Origin of the sequence: Fundicoccus sp. Sow4_F4, assembly GCF_052116145.1 — a bacterium.
Classification (GTDB): domain Bacteria; phylum Bacillota; class Bacilli; order Lactobacillales; family Aerococcaceae; genus Fundicoccus.
The window spans coordinates 25556-46757 of the sequence record NZ_JBQKLQ010000007.1 but is presented as its reverse complement, the minus strand read 5'-3'; the positions used below and the strand labels follow the sequence as shown (position 1 = coordinate 46757).

Annotated in this window: 18 protein-coding genes, 2 pseudogenes and 1 other annotated feature; of the genes and pseudogenes, 13 read left to right on the top strand and 7 right to left on the bottom strand. The window is 38.8% G+C overall.

Features of this window, described 5'->3' with window-relative positions:
* The first annotated feature begins 8 nt into the window (after positions 1–8).
* The 5 genes from ACTQ5J_RS10455 (at position 9) to ACTQ5J_RS10435 (ending at position 4249) form a co-directional block, all read left to right on the top strand.
* A complete protein-coding gene (locus tag ACTQ5J_RS10455; protein WP_441752774.1) occupies positions 9–719 on the top strand; it encodes a ThuA domain-containing protein in 711 nt (236 codons plus the stop codon).
* Between the two features lie 31 nt (positions 720–750).
* Entirely contained in the window at positions 751–1719 is a 969-nt protein-coding gene (locus ACTQ5J_RS10450; RefSeq protein ID WP_441752772.1) for a sugar phosphate isomerase/epimerase family protein, read from the top strand.
* 50 nt (positions 1720–1769) lie between these two features.
* Positions 1770–2807: a Gfo/Idh/MocA family protein gene (locus ACTQ5J_RS10445; protein WP_441752771.1), complete on the top strand. Its 1038-nt coding sequence runs from the start codon at positions 1770–1772 to the stop codon at positions 2805–2807.
* 430 nt (positions 2808–3237) lie between these two features.
* Positions 3238–3432 carry a RidA family protein gene (locus ACTQ5J_RS10440; RefSeq protein WP_441752769.1) on the top strand — a complete coding sequence of 65 codons (195 nt, stop codon included), beginning with the start codon at positions 3238–3240 and terminating at the stop codon, positions 3430–3432.
* 244 nt (positions 3433–3676) lie between these two features.
* Positions 3677–4249 carry a xanthine phosphoribosyltransferase gene (locus ACTQ5J_RS10435; RefSeq protein WP_441752767.1) on the top strand — a complete coding sequence of 191 codons (573 nt, stop codon included), beginning with the start codon at positions 3677–3679 and terminating at the stop codon, positions 4247–4249.
* Between the two features lie 139 nt (positions 4250–4388).
* Here the strand turns inward: ACTQ5J_RS10435 and argH are convergent, their stop codons facing one another.
* On the bottom strand, positions 4389–5723 hold the full coding sequence (gene argH / locus ACTQ5J_RS10430) for an argininosuccinate lyase (RefSeq protein ID WP_441752765.1): 1335 nt from the start codon (positions 5721–5723) through the stop codon (positions 4389–4391).
* On the bottom strand, positions 5724–6926 hold the full coding sequence (locus tag ACTQ5J_RS10425; RefSeq protein WP_441752763.1) for an argininosuccinate synthase: 1203 nt from the start codon (positions 6924–6926) through the stop codon (positions 5724–5726).
* 59 nt (positions 6927–6985) lie between these two features.
* Positions 6986–7238: a binding site (T-box leader), on the bottom strand.
* Between the two features lie 403 nt (positions 7239–7641).
* Between ACTQ5J_RS10425 and ACTQ5J_RS10420 the strand changes: the two genes are divergently transcribed.
* The 4 genes from ACTQ5J_RS10420 to ACTQ5J_RS10405 all read left to right on the top strand — a co-directional run bounded on the left by ACTQ5J_RS10420 (position 7642) and on the right by ACTQ5J_RS10405 (position 12057).
* Entirely contained in the window at positions 7642–9177 is a 1536-nt protein-coding gene (locus tag ACTQ5J_RS10420; RefSeq protein WP_441752761.1) for a DUF1295 domain-containing protein, read from the top strand.
* A 10-nt stretch (positions 9178–9187) separates the two neighbouring features.
* Positions 9188–9823 carry a GyrI-like domain-containing protein gene (locus tag ACTQ5J_RS10415; RefSeq protein ID WP_441752760.1) on the top strand — a complete coding sequence of 212 codons (636 nt, stop codon included), beginning with the start codon at positions 9188–9190 and terminating at the stop codon, positions 9821–9823.
* Positions 9824–9827: 4 nt separating this feature from the next.
* Positions 9828–10628 carry an APH(3') family aminoglycoside O-phosphotransferase gene (locus tag ACTQ5J_RS10410; RefSeq protein ID WP_441752758.1) on the top strand — a complete coding sequence of 267 codons (801 nt, stop codon included), beginning with the start codon at positions 9828–9830 and terminating at the stop codon, positions 10626–10628.
* 214 nt (positions 10629–10842) lie between these two features.
* Positions 10843–12057 (top strand): MFS transporter, encoded by a 1215-nt coding sequence (locus ACTQ5J_RS10405; protein ID WP_441752756.1) that lies wholly within the window; start codon positions 10843–10845, stop codon positions 12055–12057.
* 64 nt (positions 12058–12121) lie between these two features.
* Here the strand turns inward: ACTQ5J_RS10405 and manA are convergent, their stop codons facing one another.
* A complete protein-coding gene (gene manA / locus ACTQ5J_RS10400) occupies positions 12122–13075 on the bottom strand; it encodes a mannose-6-phosphate isomerase, class I (protein WP_441752754.1) in 954 nt (317 codons plus the stop codon).
* 233 nt (positions 13076–13308) lie between these two features.
* Here manA and ACTQ5J_RS10395 point away from each other — a divergent pair, with 233 nt between their 5' ends.
* On the top strand, positions 13309–14055 hold the full coding sequence (locus ACTQ5J_RS10395; protein WP_441752752.1) for a sugar phosphate isomerase/epimerase family protein: 747 nt from the start codon (positions 13309–13311) through the stop codon (positions 14053–14055).
* A gap of 329 nt (positions 14056–14384) precedes the next feature.
* Here the strand turns inward: ACTQ5J_RS10395 and ACTQ5J_RS10390 are convergent, their stop codons facing one another.
* Complete coding sequence (locus tag ACTQ5J_RS10390; protein ID WP_441752750.1) at positions 14385–14804, bottom strand: UTRA domain-containing protein; 420 nt, start codon at positions 14802–14804, stop codon at positions 14385–14387.
* A gap of 260 nt (positions 14805–15064) precedes the next feature.
* Here ACTQ5J_RS10390 and ACTQ5J_RS10385 point away from each other — a divergent pair, with 260 nt between their 5' ends.
* Positions 15065–15382 carry a PTS cellobiose transporter subunit IIB gene (locus ACTQ5J_RS10385; protein WP_441752748.1) on the top strand — a complete coding sequence of 106 codons (318 nt, stop codon included), beginning with the start codon at positions 15065–15067 and terminating at the stop codon, positions 15380–15382.
* Between the two features lie 182 nt (positions 15383–15564).
* Here ACTQ5J_RS10385 and ACTQ5J_RS10380 read toward each other — a convergent pair whose 3' ends face one another.
* Entirely contained in the window at positions 15565–16140 is a 576-nt protein-coding gene (locus tag ACTQ5J_RS10380; protein ID WP_441752746.1) for a GNAT family N-acetyltransferase, read from the bottom strand.
* Between the two features lie 373 nt (positions 16141–16513).
* Between ACTQ5J_RS10380 and ACTQ5J_RS10375 the strand changes: the two genes are divergently transcribed.
* Positions 16514–16996: a hypothetical protein gene (locus ACTQ5J_RS10375; protein WP_441752744.1), complete on the top strand. Its 483-nt coding sequence runs from the start codon at positions 16514–16516 to the stop codon at positions 16994–16996.
* Between the two features lie 72 nt (positions 16997–17068).
* Here the strand turns inward: ACTQ5J_RS10375 and ACTQ5J_RS10370 are convergent, their stop codons facing one another.
* Positions 17069–18175, bottom strand: a complete 1107-nt coding sequence (locus ACTQ5J_RS10370) for an Ldh family oxidoreductase (RefSeq protein WP_441752742.1) — start codon at positions 18173–18175, stop codon at positions 17069–17071.
* A gap of 200 nt (positions 18176–18375) precedes the next feature.
* Positions 18376–19253, bottom strand: a pseudogene (locus ACTQ5J_RS10365) (DegV family protein).
* 285 nt (positions 19254–19538) lie between these two features.
* On the opposite strand from ACTQ5J_RS10365, the pseudogene arfA reads away from it, so the two are divergent.
* A pseudogene (gene arfA, locus ACTQ5J_RS10360) lies at positions 19539–21036 on the top strand (arabinosylfuranosidase ArfA).
* Positions 21037–21202 lie beyond the last annotated feature (166 nt).

The following is a 21202-nucleotide window of genomic DNA, read 5'->3' as shown; positions in this document are numbered from 1 at the left end:
AGAAAGTAATGATTCAAGTAACAGTATGGAACGAATACCGTCATGAAAAGACGGATAAAGTCGTACAAGAAACATATCCAGAGGGGATTCACGGTCAAATTGCAGCCTTCCTAAAAGAAGATCACTTTCAAGTGAAAACAGCTACTTTAGACGAAGCTGAACATGGCTTAACAGATGATGTATTAAACGAAACAGATGTCTTGATTTGGTGGGGACACATGGCTCATGATGAAGTATCCGATGAGATTGTTGAACGAGTACAAAAACGTGTCCTTGAAGGAATGGGCTTAGTAGTCCTTCATTCGGCTCATTTTTCTAAAATATTCAAAAAATTGATGGGAACATCTTGTGACTTAAAATGGCGTGAAGACGGCCGACACACACGTGTCTGGAATGTTAACCCAAGCCATCCTATAGCGGAAGGTGTAAACGAATACTTTGAATTGGAGCAAGAAGAAATGTATGGTGAGCACTTTGATGTGCCAGCTCCAGACGAATTGATTTTTGTTAGCTGGTTCCCAGGTGGGGAAGTCTTCCGTAGTGGAATGACTTATCGTCGTGGAAATGGAAAGATTTTCTACTTCCAACCAGGTCATGAAACTTATCCAAGTTACTATAACAAAGATGTCCAACGCGTGATTAAGAATGCAATTAACTGGAGTTCTCCAACAGAAAACCATTATCCGCGTTATGGTCATTTTGAAAGTTTGGAGAAATAGCACGAAACTATTATTAGAAAGAGGGATTTGAATGAAACTAGGCGTATTTACACCATTATTCAATAACTTAAGTTTTGAAGAGATGATTGACGTTGTTGCATGCAAGGGACTACAAACGGTTGAAATTGGAACAGGTGGTTCACCAGGTAACGCTCACTTGGATATTGATAAATTATTAGCAAGTAGCGATGCACGTGGTGAATATTTAGCGAAATTAGCAGACAAAGGTTTAGAAATTTCAGCTTTAAGTGCACACAACAATCCCATTTCACCGATTCAATCAGTCGCAACAGAAGCGGATGAATTATTACGCAAAACAATTAAATTAGCGTCATTAATGAATGTACCAGTAGTTAACGGCTTCTCGGGTGTATCTGGCGGTAACGCTACTGATACACAAGTGAACTGGCCTGTGTTACCTTGGCCAACAGAGTACGATGATAACTATAACTATCAGTGGGATAAGAAATTAATACCTTACTGGAAAAGTATTAACACGGACGCAACAGCTGCGGGTGTTAAGATTGGCATCGAATTACACGGAGGCTTTCTAGCTCACACACCTTATACAATGTTGAAATTACGTGACGGTGCTGGAGAGGCGATTGGTTGTAACTTTGACCCTTCTCACTTATGGTGGCAAGGCATTGATCCTGTTGCTGCCATCAAGATTTTAGGTGAAGCGGGAGCAATTAATCACTTCCACGCTAAAGATACTTACTTAGACCAAGATAATATTAATATGTATGGTTTAACTGACATGCAACCTTACTCTGATGTTAAGACTCGTGCTTGGACTTTCCGTTCAGTAGGTTGTGGACATAGTTTACAAGACTGGTCAGATATGATTTCAGCGTTACGTATTTATGGTTATGATTATGTGTTAAGTATTGAACACGAAGACCCAATCATGTCAATTGATGAAGGCCTAAATCGTGCGATTACTAACTTACGTTCAATCATGATTAACGATAAACCTGCTGAGATGTGGTGGGCATAACGTTTTTTTTACAAGTCACTATTAGGAATAAATCTGTTTAGGGGGATTTTATGTCAGTAATTAATTTTGTCGTTGTGGGGTATGGGGGAATGGGGGCATACCATGCCAACTCTTTAATTCCACACGAAAAAGGTTTGTTAAAAGTAGTGGGAGCTTACGATATTGATTCAAACCGTCAATTGGCGGCTGAGACATTAGGTCATAAGGCTTATGAAAGTTATGAAGCTGTCTTGGCAGATGAATCAGTGGATGCGGTATTAATCGCTACACCTAACGATTCTCATAAAGATTTAGCGGTTGCGGCTTTACGTGCCGGTAAACATGTGGTTTGTGAAAAACCAGTGACAATGAATGTGGCTGAGCTGGACGAAATTCTAGCGGTGGCTGAAGAGACTGGTCGCGTATTTATGGTTCATCAAAATCGTCGTTGGGATCCAGATTTTCTAACTATTCGCCGTTTATATCAAGATAAAACCATCGGCGATTTATTTAAAATAGAATCACGTGTCCAAGGCGCCAACGGAATTCCAGGCGACTGGCGTCATCTAGAAGCTCACGGTGGCGGTATGTTGTTAGACTGGGGCGTTCACTTACTCGATCAGTTATTATGGATGGTTGATAGTGAAGTCAAAAACGTTCATGCTGACTTGAGTTATGTACTAGGTGACGAAGTTGATGACGGTTTCCTAGCGTACATTACATTTGAAAACGACGTGCGTGCTGTGGTTGAAGTTGGAACAACAAACTTTACCACTTTACCAAGATGGTACATTCAAGGCGTCGAAGGAAGTGCGACAATTCACGATTGGAACTTAAATGGAGAAATCGTTCGTGCGACAGGTCGTACTGATATAGCGGCACCGACACCAATTCAAGCAGGCGTTGGCTTAACGAAAACAATGGCTCCGCCATCTGAAGAGGCAACTGAATTTCTTGAGTTTCCAGAAGCTGAAGCTGAATACGATGACTTCTACCGCAACTTTTATCATGTTGTTCGCGACAATGCTGAGCCAATTGTGAAGAATACAGAAGTTCGCCGTGTTATGCAATTAATTGAAGATATTTTTGAAGCAGCAAAAGTGAAATAAACGAGACTTGCTACAAAACCAAAGAGGTTTTGTAGCAAGTTTTTTGTATATTATAGCGGAAGAGACTATTAAAAAAATCTGTGTAAGCTTACATCGTCGCGACTTGAGCCATGATGTGAAACATGGCCCAGACATCCTGGCGACTTTCGCGAGCCCACGAAATTTATAATCATATTTCAATATCGGGCTTACCAAAATGAATCAAGCAAAAGCAAATGCTAAAAAATTATGCTTCTATGTCTACATACCAAAAATTAGACTACACTCAGTATTTTCAGAAGAGAGGTGTTATCTGCGATAAAGAACAAGCCTAAAGAAGCATCACTATGCTAAAAAATTCAATAGACAGGAGCATTATCATGAAGAAATCAAATCAACCAATGCACCAGAAGCCGCTGGACCATATTCACAAGCAATCGCTACAGGTCAAATGGTATTCTTATCTGGCCAACTTGGAAGCAATCAAGTAACAAGCGCAATAGAAGAAGTGGAAGTTCAAACACGCCAAGCTTTAAAAAACATCAACTATCTCCTATCAGAAGCGAAATTAACTTTAAAAAATGTTATTAAAGTGACGGTGTTTCTAACTGACATCAATAACTTTGCAGCCGTAAACACGATTTAAGCTGAACAGTTTTCGCAAGCTTATCCGGCACGTAGTGCATTCCAAGTCAGTGCTTTACCAATGGTCGGCTTAGTTATAATGAGGTCATCGCAAGTAAAGAATAAGTTTCAAATATTACGTTTGACTCAACACACTGAAAGTCGAACGTTGGACTTTACCTCGTAGCATTTCATACGCAATTCAATTGTAAATCATCGACAGTCACTTATAATAAGAATACTTGAGCGTGATTAGGAGTGTAAAGATGAGTTATTTGAAAGAAATGATTATTGAACATGGAGAAGTTTTTCCGAACAATGTGTTAAAAGTGGATTCCTTTTTAAACCACCAAATTGATCCAGTGGTCATTGAAGAAATTGAGAAAGAATTTTATCACTATTTTAAAGATGAAAAAGTAACTAAAGTGTTTACGATTGAAGCATCAGGTATTGCACCGGCTTTATTAGTCGCCCATCATTTTGGAGTGCCGATGCTGTTCGCTAAGAAAGCATTACCTTCAACTTTAATCAAACAAGATCAATATGTGACACCGGTTCATAGTTATACGAAAAATGTGACAAGTAATGTACTAATTTCGAAGGATTACTTATCAGCTTCTGACAAGGTATTAATCATCGACGATTTTTTAGCGAATGGTCAAGCAGCCCTAGGTTTAGTCGATTTAGTTGAACAAGCAGGGGCTCAAACAGTAGGAGTGGGCATCTGTATTGAAAAGTCATTTCAACCAGGCAGACAATTATTAGAAGATAAGGGCATTGATGTATTTTCAATTTGTCGTATTCAGTCTTTAGAAGACGGCAAAGTAACCTTCCTTTAGAAAGTAAACGATGAACTCTTTTGCAGGATGCAAGAGAGTTGTTTTACATGAAAGAGTTTAAGGTAATTTATAGCAGTCAAAATAAGCCCCCAATTAGTTGGCGTTGCCAGACTGATTGGGGTCCTATTTTGATGGTGGATTAGTTTTTATGCCACATATTTGCTTTGATGCCTTGATTGAGAATCGTTTCAGGATTCAGTGCATCGAAGATGTCCTCAGTGATTTCTGGTGAGAAAGTCAACATGCTAGCAAGCGATAGTTCATGAAGTTGCTTATCTTCATTGATGGCATGTAGAACCATTGCACCGACGATTTCATGCGCTTCACGAAAGGCAATACCTTTTCTAACGAGGTAATCAGCTAATTCTGTTGCGTTAAGATAGCCTTCATGAATCGTCGCTTGCAGACGATCTTTGTTCACCTGCAACTCTTCAACCACACCCGTTAGAATTTGCACGCAAGCAACGGTTGTATCTAGAGCCTCGAAGTAAATGGCCTTATCTTCTTGCATATCTTTGTTGTAGCTCAAAGGTAGACCCTTCATGGTCGTGTACATAGCATTAAGAAGACTAATGACTTTAGCCGATTTACCACGAACCAGTTCTAATGCATCTGGATTCTTCTTCTGTGGCATCATACTACTGCCGGTCGCAAAGGAATCCGAAGACTCTACAAAGCCAAATTCTTGCGAAGAGTAGATGATAAAATCTTCGGCAAAACGACTCATATGCATCATCGTACTGGCAAAGCATTCGAGGGCGTCGATAATAAAGTCACGTGAACTAACGCTGTCGAGATAGTTTCTTTGTGGGCCACCGCTAAAGCCTAAGAGTTCAGCCGTGCGCTCACGGTTAATCGCATAGGTTGTGCCAGCTAAAGCACCAGCACCTAGTGGACTCTCGTCCATTGAAGCTAAGGCGCTGTTAATTTTGGCGTAATCGCGTTCGAACATCGCCACATAAGCATCTAGCACATAGGAGAAGGGCACGATTTGAGCTCTTTGCAAGTGGGTATAGGCTGGCATTAATACATCTGCTAGTGACGCGCCTTTACTAGTGAAAGTCTCCATCATCTGTTGGATGAGAGAGGCTAAATGAGTTAAGCTTTGCTTCACATAGAGCTTCATATCGGTTGCGACTTGGTCGTTTCGACTGCGGGCAGTGTGCATCTTTTTACCAACTGTACCTAATTCTTCAATCATTTTGGCTTCAACAAAGCTGTGAATATCTTCATGAGGGCCAGAAAGAATCGCAGGATCAGCTTCAATGTCAGTGTGAAGGCTGTTTAAAGCCTTCACCAAAGCCGTGCTTTCTTCAGTGGTAAGGATGTGAGCTTCACCTAACATCGTGACATGTGCAATACTAGCCGTAATATCTTCGTGCCACAAACGTTTATCTAAGGAGAAAGATTCATTGAAAGACTGCATCAGTTCAGATGCTGTGTTCTGAAAACGTCCGCCCCAAAGTTGTGCCATTTAAATCAATCCTTTTCTTTTCTGAATTTTTGTAGGTAACGTAATAACATTGATGTAGCCTTGTGCATCATGATGTGTGAATAAATCGTCTTCACCAAAGCCACTGACATCTTGGTCGAATAGGGCATAAGGCGATGATAAACCATGCGGCAATAGGTTTCCTTTGAATAGTTTTAAAGCCACTGTTCCGCTAACTGTTTCTTGGGTTTTGGTGATAAAAGCTTGAATGGCTTCGTTAGCTTGGGAGTACCATTGGCCATTGTAAATTAATTCAGCATATTCCATCGAAATATGTTGTTTGATTTTAATTGTTTCCTTGGTTAGCGTTAAACTTTCTAATCGTTGATGAGCTTCCATCAAAATGGTCGCCCCAGGCGTTTCATAAATACCACGCGATTTCATACCAATCGTCCGGTCTTCTATCCAGTCTAACACGCCAATGCCGTGTTTGCCGCCTAAAGCATTTAATTCAGCAACTACCTCGAAAGGCGTCATGGACACACCATTGACGGCAATCGCATTACCTTGGGCAAATTCAATCGTCACAATTTCAGCTTCATTGGGTGTATCTTCAAGTGCCGCTGTAATATGTAAAATATCTGCATAATTGACGGCATTTTCAGGTGCTTCAATATTGCCACCTTCATGAGAAATATGCATTAAGTTTTCGTCCTCTGAGTAAATCTTTTCTTTGGTTGATGTGATTGGCACGCCTTTTAAGGTAGCATAATCAATCGCATCCTCCCGTGATTTAATATCCCAGATTCTCCAGGGCGCTATGATGGTCATCTCGCTATCAAAAGCCGCAATTCCCATTTCGAAACGAACTTGATCATTGCCTTTGCCTGTACAACCATGACAGATGGCTGAAGCCCCCTCAGCATGGGCGATTTCAACTAGCTTTTTGGCAATTAATGGACGAGCTAAGGCAGTCCCTAATAAATAGGTCCCTTGATATTTAACATTGCCCGCCACTGCTGGATAAATAAAATCAGCCGCAAATTCATCACTCACATGCGGATTATAAAATTTTGCTGCACCCGAAGCCAACGCTTTTTGTTCGACTAGATCCCAATCTTCTTTTTGACCCACATCCACACAGACTGCAATAATCTCACTATCATAATTATCTTTTAACCATGGAATTGTAATCGACGTGTCCAAACCACCAGAATATGCTAGAACTATTTTTTCTTTTACCATTTTATAACGCTCCCTTATCTTCTTTATCTATTTTTAAATACAAAAAAACCGCCTCTTAACTAAGAGACGGGTCATATTATATGCTCGCGGTACCACTCTATTTGATCGGCCCAATTAAATAATTAAATAATTAAATAATTAATAAGGCGAATCCAACTCATTGTCTTAACGCTTGAAGGCGGAAGAGACTACTCAAATTTTGTCTCTCCATCTCAGAAGTGCGTTTCGGTTGTTAGTTACACATTGGGCTTCCACTCTATCCCAACTCGCTGTGAGTTACTTCGAACTTACTCTCTTCATCATCGATATTTTAATATTAAATTATGATTAGTATATTAGACTGGTTGGAAGGGAATGTCAACACAAAAATGAGAATAATTTCATTTTACTCAAATAACCTAAGCGTTTATTCATAAAACTGACCGTGAATCCGCCCAAGAAGTTAAAGTTGGGTCCACCAAAATCAAGTTAAGTAACAGTCTCATATTAATCGCCCAATTGATCTATGTTGGTCAGCTGTCTGATTAAATAAGAGGAAGCCCTAAATTGGGCAAGGGGCGGCCCTCAGTTTTTTAGAAAATTAAAGTCATTTCTCTTCTGCGTGATTTCCAAATAGAAGAGGAATTATTTTTACTTAAAAAGTTAGAAGTGCTAAAATGAGTTATAAGAAAGCGCTAAAAATGTGTTCAAACGAAAATATTTAGGAGGAGATTTTATGATATCCGGAGTCAGTACATTGTTTACTTATAATGCCTTAGTACTATTAGTGTTTATACTAGGCTGGTCTTTCTACGCCTTTAGAAAAAAGAATTATTCTTTACTTGAAATAGGGTGGCCGTTATCACTAGTATTCGTTGTTTGGACTAGTTTTTTACTTTTCGGCGCGCAATCTATTTACCGTCGTTTACTCGTCTTAACAGTGACAATTTGGGGACTGAGATTGGCCTTTCACTTGTATACACTCTATTGGAATCAACCGGAGAGTAGTCGTTACCAACGATTACGCCAAGCATGGGAAGGCAAACTTTCTGGCTTAAAAGCTGTAATTGTTTTGGTTATTGCCCCGTTACTTGTGTATTATGTTGTCTCAATGATTTTAAGCATTGGCTTTTTGGACTCGCAAGAAACGCTTAGTTGGTGGCAGTATGTGGGGGTGGCTCTATGGGCACTCGGCATGTTGTTTGAAATTGGTTCAGAAGTCCAATTAAAAAAATTCCTAAGTAAACCAGAAAATGAAGGCCAAATGTTAACAAAAGGCTTATGGCGCATCTCCCGACATCCTCATTATTTTGGAACGGCGATTGTCTGGTGGGGAATTTACTTCATTTCAATCGTAGATTGGAACAATTTATTGGGCATCTTAAGTCCTATCATGATGACATTATTTGCCATCTACCTAGCAAGCCGCTCAAGTAGTGAATTGAAATATCAAGAGCGTGACGAGTTACAAGATTATACTCGAAAAACCTCACAGTTCTTACCATTCTCCGCTCAAATTGGGCGAGCTCTTTCAAGTTTAGGAAGAGGCTTAGGACGCGGTGTGTCGAAAATGACGAAAGCTTCTGCAGGTGCAGTATCATCTGCCGCTAAAAAAGCAAAAGATTCGCGTAAAAAAGACGAAACGACGCTTGAAGATGGCACAAGCCAATTGACTGATTCAGAATTAGGAGAAGAAGCTGCAGCCAGTACCACTACCACAGCGGCAGCTACACTATCCTCGAATTTCGCAAGCGATACGACAAGCGAAGCAGACGCGAGCGAGCAAGACTGGTTCAAAGAAGAGATTCCAACCGAGGAATTAGCCTCTGTCACGGAATCGGAACTAAGCTTGGATGATGAAACAACCGTCACTTACGAAACAGAATTAGCTGACACAAAAGTATCAGGAGAATTATCTGAGGACGAGTCATTGTCTGATCAAACCGGCGTAAGGGCTAGCTATGAATTGGAAGAAGATCGCATGGCGACTGAGGACGATGACTTGTTCGAAGCAATTTTAGCAGATGAAGACACGCTCGGTGACGACACAACAGACACAACTGAAGCCTCTGTGGCAGCAGACCTGTCAATAGAAGAGACAGCTATTCCGACTGAAGCAATCAATGGCGAGTTGGTAGACGCTTTAACACCTGTAGACGACTCACTCGAGACCGCCAAAGAAGAAGTTTCTGAAGAAATCGTGGCGGACATGCTTGAAGCTGAGCCTGAAGCAGACGGAAATGACGATTTACAAAAGAATTCATATAACTAGGAGTAGCCATATGAAACATGAATGGCGCAAAGCTGAAAAAGAGCTCTATCTAGCTAAAATAAAACCGACACTACTTGAGATTCCTGAGATGAAGTTCATCACAATTACAGGCAAAGGTAATCCTAATCAAGACGATTATGCTCAAAGAATTGCGGCACTTTATCCGATAGCCTACAATTTACGCTTCAAACTCAAGCGAGGCGAATTGGCAGGAGCAGCCTTTGAGTATACTGTTTACCCGCTCGAGGGCCTATGGACGCAAGAAGACTATGATCCCCTTGGACCCTTGAACAAAGACTTGTTTGTATACAAACTGATGATTCGACAACCGGCTCAAGTGACACAAGAGGACTTTCAACTTGCCAAAGAAGAAGCACTAAAAAAATCAGGTCATCCCTTGATAAAAGAAGTTGCTTTTGAAACGTACACAGAAGGTCAGGTTGCTCAGATCATGCACCATGGGCCTTATGACGATGAAGCAGCGAGTTTCGACTTGCTGGAGGCCTTTATGGCTGAGCAAGGGCTTGAAAGACAGTGGATAATGGATGAATACGTACATAGAGAAATTTATCTCAGTGATCCGCGCCGCGTTCCTCCTGAAAAGTATAAAACGACCTTAAGGTTGCGTGTTCGAGAAAAGAGGTGACAAGATGCCTTTTGTCATGCCACAACAAATCCGCCAATATTTACGAGACCAATACTTTACACTGGATGACGTTGGTTTATCCGATTCAACCATTTTATTGACTGAAAAATACGCACTGAAGATTTCAACTCTGTCAGCCGAAGCACTGAATGAGGCCTTCATGTTACAAGACTGGTTACCAGGCAAATTGCCAGTGCCAAGTATCATTGAGGTTGCCAAAAATGAGTCCCACGTTTTTGTCTTAATGGAACGCCTAAACAGCCTCTCGGCAGCAGCGCCAAGCGCTAGAAAAGACGCGCGACAACTCATGCAAGCCCTCGCTCAAGCCTTAAAACAACTCTGGTCTCTGGATATCACTACATGTCCCAGTGACCAAAGACTTAGCCAAACGTTAGAACAAGCCAGAACCAACCTATTGCAAAATAGGGTAGATATACTTCAAGCGGAAAAAGAAACTTTCGGACCGAATGGTTTTAAAGATCCCAAAGCCTTATTAAAGTGGCTTGAAGACCAACAACCTCAAGAAGACTTAGTTTTCTCACACGGTGATTTTTGCCTGCCAAGTATTTTCTTCAGTGATGATTTAACAAGAGTCAGCGGCTATATCGACCTTGGTAGAGCCGGCATTGCGGATAAATACCGTGACATCGCGTTAGTTTATCGTAGCCTATCGCATAATTTTGCTGGAGTCTACGATAATCAGCCGATAACACATGCTGATCCAGCTGAATTATTTTCTTATTTGGAGCTAGAACCCGATTGGGAGAAACTAAAGTACTATATTTTGTTGGATGAATTCTTTTAACTATTAGCAATCAAGACTAAAAATACGCCTTTTTTATGTGTCAGCTGATTCTGCCAAGGCAGTTTCTGCTGAGACAAAAGGGCGTGTTTTTTTTACTTCGAGCAAACTAATAGTAAGATAAAATTTAGACAGATTATCCAAAAAATAGTGAACTATTTACCTGATAACATGATATGATACTTTTAATGACTATGATCGAATGAGGTGGTGGCATGTGAAAAAAATAAATGTTAGCTTTGCAGGTTTAATGGGAAGTTATGATATCATAATCGGCTCAATTTCAGCTTATAGTGTCGTCTTTTTAGTAGCGAATGGTTTTGATGAGTTTCAAATTGGAATGGTCACATCTTTAGCCAATTTATTAGCTAGTTTTATTCAACCCTGGCTAGGAGGTAAAGTGGACCGAAGCGTTCGATTGAATCTGGTGCATGTGAATGTCATGATTGTTATTCCTAGTTTAGCTTTATTAATAGGCCTGTTTTTTAGCCAGAAAATTTTCTTGCTCGTTGCCATTATGTATACACTGGTTTTAATGCTCCAAGCCACCTTAATGCCCTTCATGAGTGCCACGGGTGTCTTCTTGATGAATAACGGTTTTAAACTGAATTATGGCGTTTGCCGAGCGGTCGAAAGTGCCTCTTTTGCCTTAACTTCGACTATTTTAGGGATTTTAATAACTCGAATGGGACATAACAGTATTTTAATGATGGCCATTATTGGTTACAGTTTATATTTATTTATGTTGCGTCATTTATTTAAACATTACTTACAAGCCTTATTTAATCATCACATCGACAATGTCAAATTAAATACAGTGGAAGTCGCTTTAAAAGCCAGTGAAGTGTCATTCTTCAAGAAATACGCTCACTTCAAGTACATTGTTTTTGGTTCTTTTTGTTTCTTTGTCGGTCATAATTTTATCAATTTGTTTATGCTCCAAATTGTCGAAAACGTAGGGGGCAATACTGAAAACATGGGGAATGCAATCGCCTTAGCAGCTATTTCAGAAATGCCGATCATGATTTTCTTTACGCGAATTAATCGTTACGTACCAAGCAGAGTTTTAATGATGGTCACAGGGATTTTCTTTTTTGTGAAAACAACTTTAACCTTTACAGCCATGACCGTAGGTGGCGTCTATCTTGCACAGGTGTTTCAAATTCTATCTTTCGGACTTTATATTGTGTCTTCCGTATATTATGTGAACCAAGAAATGGCTGCTGAAGATAAAGTAAAAGGGCAATCGCTTGTGACGACGGCTCATACACTAGGAAGTGTTTTTGGGAGTTTAATTGGAGGTTGGTTGATTAATCGCTACGATGTGAAATACGGCCTGTTTTTCTGTATCATCATGAGTCTTTTAGGTGTTATTGCTTATTTCTTTGGTTTAATCTATCCTCAAAAACGCAAAGCACACGCAATTAAATAAATTAAATGATAAAAACCAACGACAACTCACTTCACTATCGTGATGGGTCTCGTTGGTTTTTTTATTATTCTGGATTAGAAGCGATAATTGTCATTGTTCCTGACAGTTCAATTTTATCTACACCATGAGGCAAAATAAATGAATCCGCAAGATTTAATGAATAGCCTTGACCATCGATAATCAATTCGCCTGATCCATCAACAACGGTTGCTAAGTAATAATCTTTTGCTAAATCAATTGTTAATTTACCTGCTGTTTGCCATTTATAAACACTGAAAAATTCATTAGAAAGTAAGTGAGTTTCCGCAGATTGTTGATCTTTTTGAATCGTTACAGTCGTATCAGCATCTTGATGTGGGAAATGAGTGACATCCGCAGATTGTGCTATATGTAAGTCACGTAGGTTACCTTTATTATCGCGGCGGTCATAATCATAAACACGGTAAGTTGTATCTGAATTTTGCTGAGTTTCCAAAATCACAATGCCAGCGCCAATCGCATGAATCGTTCCATGAGGAACATAGAAGAAATCTCCTGATTTAACTTCAATGCGACGTAATAAGCCATCCCAATTTCCAGCTTCAACCATCGCTTCAAACTCATCACGACTGTGTGCGTGGTGACCATACACAATGGACGCACCAGGTTCAGCCGAAATAATATACCAACATTCTGTTTTACCTAATTCGCCTTCACCTTCATGTTCATTTGCATAACTATCATCGGGATGCACTTGCACGGAGAGGTCATCGTTCGCATCCAAAATTTTAATCAATAAGGGGAAAGGTGTTGGATGATTTTCACCGAACAGTTCGGGATGGTTCTCATACAGCTCATCTAAACCTAAGCCTTGATACTCAGAAGGTGTCGTGACAGTCGAAACACCATGGGGATGCGCACTAATGCACCACGCTTCACCAATTGAATCATTTGGCAGATCTAAATTAAACTGTGTTTGGAGCTTAGAGCCGCCCCAAATTTTCTCCTGTAGGACAGGTTTTAAAAAGATTGGTTGCAAAAAAATCGCCTGCTTTCTGTTAAAAAATTGAATAACTATAAAGTTATTTTATCATAGAGTAGGCGACAATAGCCAACATTCATACGATAAGCTAAATTTAGACAGTTAATGAAGACACTATAGAACATTTACGTTATAATTATCTTAACTATTCATTTTAGCGCTTACATTCCGTTGGCGGCAAAATTCTAAGCAGAAAATGAACAGTAAATATTTTAAAGGAGAGTACTTGAATGACAAAACAAATGAACATTGCTTTACAACTATGGAGCATCCAGGATGATTGTGAGAAAGATTTTCCTGGTACATTAAGAAAAGTTTCAGAAATGGGTTACGAAGGCGTGGAGTTTGCTGGTTATTATGGCATGGAAGCTGAAGAGCTAAAAGCCTTATTAAACGAGTTAAACTTAGAGGTAGCTGGATCTCATATACCTTACGAAGCTTTTAAAAATAACTTTGAAGAAACGATCGCTTATGAAAGAAAAATTGGCAACACAAGACTTGTCATACCATTTATGGAAGGGGAGACTCTAGAAGAGTGGCAAGCGCATTTTGAAAGCTTGCGTGAAATCCAAGAGAAATTACCAAAGGATGAATTTAAATTACTCTATCATAATCATGCTCATGAATTTACTACAATTGAAGGCGTAGATGTCATTGACGAAATGACTAAAGCCTTACCAAATCTCTTATTAGAAGTCGATACTTACTGGTTAAAATATGCTGATCGCGAAGTTATCAAATGGTTGGAAAATCATGCAGATAAAGTTGAATTACTTCATATTAAAGAAATGAAAGAAACAGAGGATGGCTTCGAAAGTACAGAGATTAGTTCTGGAATCTTACCACTTAAAAACTATATCGACTTTGCGCACAGACAAGGTCTAGAATGGTTAATCGTCGAGCAAGAAGCATTCCAAACACTGACACCGATGGAAAGTGCGGCTATTAATTACACAAATTTAAAAGCACTTTTATAAATCATACACTAAAACAAGAATCGTACTGTCCTCATCACACAGACAGCTTTTTACAGTAAAATGCCCCGTAATAAAAAGAGTTCGTCTCGAGCAAGGATGCTAAAGCCCTTAACTGGATGCGAACTCTTTTTTATTTGGTAATGAGCCACTTATGGTTCAATACGATTTCCATAACTATAAAATTTGGTTCTGTCGGGACTATAGTACCTATTCGAATAAACAATCGGTGAGCCATCGGATAAATGATAAACATCTTCAAAGTGGAAGGATTTTATCAGGATTGTTTAGTTCTAAGTACTTTGCAACGTGTTTAGTAGGTTTAGTTGGTTTTAAAGCGTATCAGTAAAAGCAAATTTAAACTTTAATTTGCTTTTCAGATATTCAAAAATAGACTGTTGAGCAACCTCATCATCTAAATAAGGAACGACACTGGCATTATAATAAGATGTCTCATATACAGAATTTTGTCTATTTATGCTGGAGACACGCTTAACTCTAAAAACAGAGTTCCCTTCATCTATTAAAAGGTTGTGAGAAATCTCCTCAACGGCTTGAATCATAGTCACACCAATGACGTTTTGAGAAATAGTAAAGTCCTGTTTTTCTTTATCGGTTCCTGATTGATGCACTAAGTTGATATATGAAGGTATTTTAGGCGCTCTTACAAATGCCTCACTCCCACGTCTTTGATAAATCATCCCTTTAATATCTAATGACTCAAGAGCTTTAATAATCGTACTATTACTCACGTTGAAATGTTCCATCAGATCAACCATGATAGGGAGTTGTTGATTGGTTTTAATTGTTTTTCTAAAATATATTATTGAATAGCATTGGCTATCTCTCGGTGTTTTGGCATTATATCAGTCCACCTTATTATCTACATCCATTATTTTTTATTTAGTGCTACCATATTAATATGAATAAAGTATAATAGAATCATAGCATATTTTAATTTATACTGCTCGTTGCTCAACCTTTGGGCACGAGCCAAGCAAAGGAGTTCGAGATGAAAAAAATTCTTATTATTTGTGCTGCTGGAATATCTTCTTCTTTAATTGCGAAGAAGGCTACAGAGCATTTTCATAACCAAACAATCGAAACGATTGTTAAATCCTCAAGTGTAATGGCTGGTATTAAATCTATCGCAAGTGATGAGTATGATTTATATCTTGTGAGTCCGCAGACGCGTCAATATTTTGATGAACTTTCTAAATCAGCCCTTAAGCGGGGAAAAGCGATTGAAATCCTTCCTGCTCAAGCTTACGTAGCAAATGGAAAAGGTACCGAAATTTTATGTGCGTTTATCGAGAGCATTCAGCATTAGATAAGTGACACATTAGGCCGGTATAATTTAGTTGTGTCTATAGTATAGACTATCAATGACTGTTTGAATAATACATTAGATTAAAGCTACCTAATGAACAGGTAATAAATAAATTGAATGAACGTTAAACGAGCACGCCCCTTTAGCATTTTTGAGAAGGGAGCGTGCTTGTTTTTTTATTTTTAGCGACTAATCAGTTCTTGTTCATTAACCACGCTAGGTAAATAAATATATTCTAAGGCTGGTTCTAAAGATTTCGCCATCCATACAATAGTGTAGAAGCGATTATGTTTCGTCACTAATTCTGGAAAGCGAACAAATTCAATAAAGTGTTGTTTTTGATGAAATTTAATACTGCGCGTATTATCTTCTACAATAGAAGAAACAATGTAATGCATACCATTTGAAATAAGTAGTGCTTCTAGGTGATCATACAGTAATTTTCCCACACCACGTACGTCAGTATTATTCGAAACATAGATACTCAATAAGCAAGCATCTTTGAATCCGTATTCATAAAAACTACTAGCATAGATAAAGCCAATCACTTCTTGATTATGCTCTGCCACAAGAAAAGGGTACTTGGTTGATGCATGATGAATTCTTGTTTGCAAAGCGTCGAGCGTAGGGATTAGAGTATCAAGATTATAGGGTGTCTCCAATATATACGGCATGTAAATCTCCTGGATTTTTGTTGCGTCACTAAGCATTGCTTCTCTTATAACTGTTGTTGTTGTTGTTGTCATGGTAAACACCATAATAATCCCCCCTTATTCAGATAACTATCAAATACAATTGTCCTCAAATTATTATAAATAAGTTTAGAAAATTAGCAATACATAAACATTAATTTAGTGTAAATTTCAGGTAGTATTTAAGTAAATCATTCAATTTGTCATCTGATTGCTAAACTTTAACTGAGTCAATCATTTTGTTAGTCATTTAACAGCGAGAAAGTAAAAGGTTGTTAGATAACACTCTAAGTAATCATTACTTTAAGTTATTAAATGCGTTGTAAACTATGAGATATTGGTATAGGAAAAGTTCAAATAAAAAAGCATATTTCGTCCTTTTTTGCGTATTTATAGATAGAGAGAAAAATCTCACAATAACAATTTTGGAGGAAAAAATATGCGTAATAAAACAATGGAACATGAGGTATTATTAGAGAAGAAAGAACATCGTAAGATATGTGAAGATTGTCAATTGAGATTACAACTTCTTGAAGCTCGCTATGAAGGTCAACTTGAGTACGACAAGATGTTTAAAAAAGAGTTCTCTAACCATGAGATAGAGTACGAATTAGTAACGAATCAATTTTTCCAAATACACAATATGGAGTTTGAAGTAGATACTTTGTTGATTTTCCCTTCGAAGTTAGTCGTTTCAACGATTATTAAATATCCTGAAGAAGCTATCTGTAGTAAAGGCTCATGGTATTTAAATGGGATTAATATTACAGGATCACCCTTTGAGGAACACGAAATTGCGATGACTGGAATCAAGTATATGACAAAAGCTTTAGGTGAAGAGGTAGAAATTGAAGGCGTCGTCGTCTTGATGAATGAAGCAGGGACTTTGCCAGGAAAGTATTATCAATCGGTTTACCAATAAGGGGAACAATTTTAAACAGCGTCCACTTAGCATTACAAGGTGGGCGCTGTTTTTTTAATAAATGATAATATTTTATTCGAAGGGGAGTTTATCTTCCCAACCTAAATCGTCACGAATCGCCATTAATTCTTTTTGAACGGCTTCGTTTAAAGGTAACCCTTTTTCCTTACGTTCTTGCCAAATTAGATATTCCTTTTCACCAGCAGTGTAAATGCGTTTTTCTCCTGGTGCAATTTCAGAAGCACGTAGGGCACGTAATATTTCACCAGCTGTTTTTTTAAAGCTTTCTAAGCCCATAAATGCTTCAGTATCAATCGCGATAAAGAAATGCCCGAGATGAAATTTCTGCTTTTCACCATTCTCACCAATTCCCGTCAACATTTTCAAGAAATTGCCTTGTTGTAAAGCAGCAGATAAAACTTCAACGAAGGTAGCAAAACCATAACCTTTATAACCAGCTAACTCCTCACCAATCCCGCCTAAAGGAGCCAAAGCTGCCTCGCCATTCACTAGCGCCTCTAGAATAGCTGGTGAATCGGTCATTGCCTGGCCATCTCGCCCAATTACCATGCCAGCCGGTGTATCTTGGCCAACACGAGCATAGTATTCGATTTTACCGCGCTGACTGATGGAAGTGGCACAATCTAATGAAAAGGGAAACTCTTCATCCGTTGGGAAGCCTAAAGTTAAAGGATTCGTTCCTAGCATGTTTTCAACGCCAAAAGTCGGTGCAATTGAAGGACGTGCATTTGTACCAGTCATACCAATACAGCCAGCCTCAGCAGCCATCTCTGTATAGTAGCCTGCAATGCCATAATGAGTTGAGTTTCTTACAGCGACCATTCCCATACCAAATTCTTTTGCTTTATCTATTGCCATTTGCATTGCTTTATAAGCAATGACTTGCCCCATACCATCATGACCATCAACCACGGCAGTTGTAGCTGTTTCTCGAATCACTTCGAATGTCGTTTCAGGAGATTGAATGCCATCTCTAATACGATCGAGATAAATTGGTTTAAAACGGTTGACCCCGTGCGATTCGATTCCTTTACGATCAGATGCGAGTAGTACATCTGTACATATTTTTGCGTCTTCTTCCGGTATTCCATAGCTCATAAAGACTTTATTGACAAAGTCGGTAATCCATTGCCACTCAACAGTAAATGTTTGACTCATCTAAATTCCTCCTATTAAAATTTGTAACCGCTTCCTATAGTGTAAAGGTAGCATATTAGATACTTAAAAACAAGAACAAATCGTGAAAGTTATCTCAAATATTTCTCAAACCTTTCTCCACTTAATTAAGTCAAAAATAACGCCAGAACAAGTGATGATGAAACACTTGTTCTGGCGTGTAAATAATAGAATGCAAATTTTTAAATACTTTCTAGAAGCGGTGCAACATTGATCGAAATGGCCCCACGACTGCCATGAGTCCCTAACACAGGCGTAATAAAACCAACTCGTACAGAACAACGTGGATATTGTTCTAGAATACGATCGCATAATGTTTGAGCATCCATCGGCGCACCCGTGTGACCAATTGTAATGTAAGCATGATTGGGATACTGATCAATTGCTTCGCTGGCTAAGAAGAATAATCGATTGATGGCTTTTTTCATTGAGCGAACTTTTTCCGTCACATGGACTTCCCCGTTAGTTGCTTGGCTCACTGTTATCTGAGGTTTAATACTTAATAAATTTCCTAATAAGCCACTAAGGGAACTTAAGCGGCCACCTTTCACGCGGTTAGTCAGTGTCTCAGGTGCAAAGTAAAAGACTGATTGAGTTAATAAGTCATTCAGCTGCTCGGTAATCTCACTTGGCTTTAAGCCACGATTGAGTAATTCCACAAGATTAAGTGTCATAGCTTCCAATACAAAGGAAGTGACTTTTGTATCAATGAGGTGAATGTTTAATCTATCTTCATACTCTCTAGATAACGACTTCACTGTTTGATAAGTCCCACTGATTTTATCAGATAAGAATAAACCAAAGACCGTATCATACCCTCGTCAATGATGCGCTCGAGTAAGTCGTAGACTTGTTTCGGTTCAGGCTGAGATGATTTTGGTAATTCACTTTCAGTATCCATTCGATCATAAAACTTCTGAGTTAGGTTTTCTTCAACGGTATCGACAAACACCGTGCCATCTTCAAAAATCGTACTCAAATACAGTTGAAATATATTAGGATTGGCAGCCGTTTCTATAGATAAGCCGGCGGTGCTGTCGACAATTATAGCTACTTTCATGCATTTCTTCCTTTCCAATGTATGTACTAATTATGATTTAGCTTAATATGATTTATGAATAAAAGTAATTTTTGACGTGATATTGGGTGTAAATAATCAAGGAATAATATTAGAGACAAAGAATTATGACATCGCCATTGACAACGCTTTCTGAAGTTTCGTATGATAAAGATATTAGTAGACATTTTATAGAAGAAATCATTTCGACTTTATGGTTAACATTTATATTTGGTCTGTATGAACTTTGAATTATAGACAGGGTAAATAGAAAAAAGGAGATGTTGTATGGATGCAAAGATGAGGATTTCAAGTCATTACAGAATTTCCAAAATTGATGAAGGCTTTACGGTTCATTTGTTGAGCATATGGGGCGCTCAGTTTATGAGGGGATTTATGAATCGGGGCATGAAACTGCCGATGAGAATGGATTCCGTAATGATGTAAAGGCGCTCGTATCAGAATTAAATGTGCCACTCTTACGTTATCCAAGAGGTAATTTTCTATCTGGCTATCAATGGGAAGATGGCATTGGGCCCCGTGAAAAACGCCCACGTCGTTTGGATTTGGCTTGGCTAACAATAGAGACGAATGAGGTTGGACTACATGAATTTATTGAGTGGGCACAGGAAGTTGGCTCACAAGTGAATATGGCAGTGAATTTAGGGACAGGCAGTATTGATGATGCGAGGCGACTCATTGAGTATTGTAATTTCCCAGGTGGCACAACATTGAGCGATTTAAGAAAAACTAATAGTCGTGAAGAGCCTTTTGCAATTAAAACATGGAGTTTGGGTAATGAGATGGATGTACCATGGCAAATTGGTCAAAAATCGGCTGAAGATTACGGAAAAATAGCCGCTCAAGCTGGAAAACTTATGAAACATGTCGACGGTTCAATTGAGTTAGTTTTATGTGGGAGTTCAGGTTCTGACATGCCTACCTTTGCATCTTGGGAAGCGGAAGTGTTGGATCATGCTTATGATTATATCGATTATATTTCACTGCATCGTTACTATGGAAACGAAGAAAATGACCTAGGTAATTATTTAGCCAAGTCTTTTGATATGGACTTTTTCATTAAAAGTGTCACAGCCATTGCTGATTATATTAAAGCCAAAAAGCGAAGTAAGAAGACCATTAATCTGTCCTTCGATGAGTGGAATGTTTGGTATCATTCAAATGAGGAAACGACAAATACTGCGCCTTGGCAAGTGGCACCGCCAATTTTATAAGATGTTTATAATTTTGAGGATGCTTTACTTGTGGGATGTTTACTCATCACGTTAATAAAAAACAGTGACCGAGTGAAAATTGCGGCTTGGCTCAATTAGTCAATGTAATCGCACCGATTATGACCGAAAAAGAAGGGAAGGCTTGGAAACAAACAATCTTCTATCCATTTAAGCAAGTATCAAATCACGGTCGAGGCGTTGCATTAATGCAACACATTGATGTGGAATCTTATACCTCCAAAGACTTTGAGGATGTTCCGTACTTAGAGTCAATTGCTGTATTAAATGAAGACGCACGAGAATTAGTGATTTTTGCCGTGAATCGATCGCAAGGAGAAGCTATAAATTTTGAAGCAAACTTAAGTGAAATCAAAGTGACCTCAGTTGTTGAATTTAGTCAAATGAGTGGCTTTGGTATTAAAGAGGTAAATGATAAAGACAATGAACGAGTGTATCCCACCTTAAGTGAAGCAATCGAATTGAAAGCAGATAAGGTTTTTGCGACACTGGAACCATTGTCTTGGAACGTCATTCGATTGGCTATCAGCTGAAATAATTAAATGCGTTCGTTTGCATTATTGAAATCATTTCCTGCTGATAAAGAAAACGCCTCCTTTAAAGCCATTTATTAGTTGGCGATAAAGTGAGGCGTTTTTATAGACTCAATTTGTTTTGTTAAACAGACGAAGTCGAATTTGGATAGTTAGTATGTTATAC

What these genes read in the sequence shown, in the direction of transcription:
- ACTQ5J_RS10415 (WP_441752760.1), top strand. Translation starts at nt 9,188, where the DNA reads ATGAAACATGAATGGCGCAAAGCTGAAAAAGAGCTCTATCTAGCTAAA.
- ACTQ5J_RS10380 (WP_441752746.1), bottom strand. Translation starts at nt 16,140, where the DNA reads ATGGTGTTTACCATGACAACAACAACAACAACAGTTATAAGAGAAGCA.
- ACTQ5J_RS10425 (WP_441752763.1), bottom strand. Translation starts at nt 6,926, where the DNA reads ATGGTAAAAGAAAAAATAGTTCTAGCATATTCTGGTGGTTTGGACACG.
- ACTQ5J_RS10435 (WP_441752767.1), top strand. Translation starts at nt 3,677, where the DNA reads ATGAGTTATTTGAAAGAAATGATTATTGAACATGGAGAAGTTTTTCCG.
- ACTQ5J_RS10375 (WP_441752744.1), top strand. Translation starts at nt 16,514, where the DNA reads ATGCGTAATAAAACAATGGAACATGAGGTATTATTAGAGAAGAAAGAA.
- argH (WP_441752765.1), bottom strand. Translation starts at nt 5,723, where the DNA reads ATGGCACAACTTTGGGGCGGACGTTTTCAGAACACAGCATCTGAACTG.
- ACTQ5J_RS10385 (WP_441752748.1), top strand. Translation starts at nt 15,065, where the DNA reads ATGAAAAAAATTCTTATTATTTGTGCTGCTGGAATATCTTCTTCTTTA.
- ACTQ5J_RS10440 (WP_441752769.1), top strand. Translation starts at nt 3,238, where the DNA reads ATGGTATTCTTATCTGGCCAACTTGGAAGCAATCAAGTAACAAGCGCA.
- ACTQ5J_RS10395 (WP_441752752.1), top strand. Translation starts at nt 13,309, where the DNA reads ATGACAAAACAAATGAACATTGCTTTACAACTATGGAGCATCCAGGAT.
- ACTQ5J_RS10410 (WP_441752758.1), top strand. Translation starts at nt 9,828, where the DNA reads ATGCCTTTTGTCATGCCACAACAAATCCGCCAATATTTACGAGACCAA.
- ACTQ5J_RS10445 (WP_441752771.1), top strand. Translation starts at nt 1,770, where the DNA reads ATGTCAGTAATTAATTTTGTCGTTGTGGGGTATGGGGGAATGGGGGCA.
- ACTQ5J_RS10455 (WP_441752774.1), top strand. Translation starts at nt 9, where the DNA reads ATGATTCAAGTAACAGTATGGAACGAATACCGTCATGAAAAGACGGAT.
- ACTQ5J_RS10450 (WP_441752772.1), top strand. Translation starts at nt 751, where the DNA reads ATGAAACTAGGCGTATTTACACCATTATTCAATAACTTAAGTTTTGAA.
- ACTQ5J_RS10370 (WP_441752742.1), bottom strand. Translation starts at nt 18,175, where the DNA reads ATGAGTCAAACATTTACTGTTGAGTGGCAATGGATTACCGACTTTGTC.
- ACTQ5J_RS10420 (WP_441752761.1), top strand. Translation starts at nt 7,642, where the DNA reads ATGATATCCGGAGTCAGTACATTGTTTACTTATAATGCCTTAGTACTA.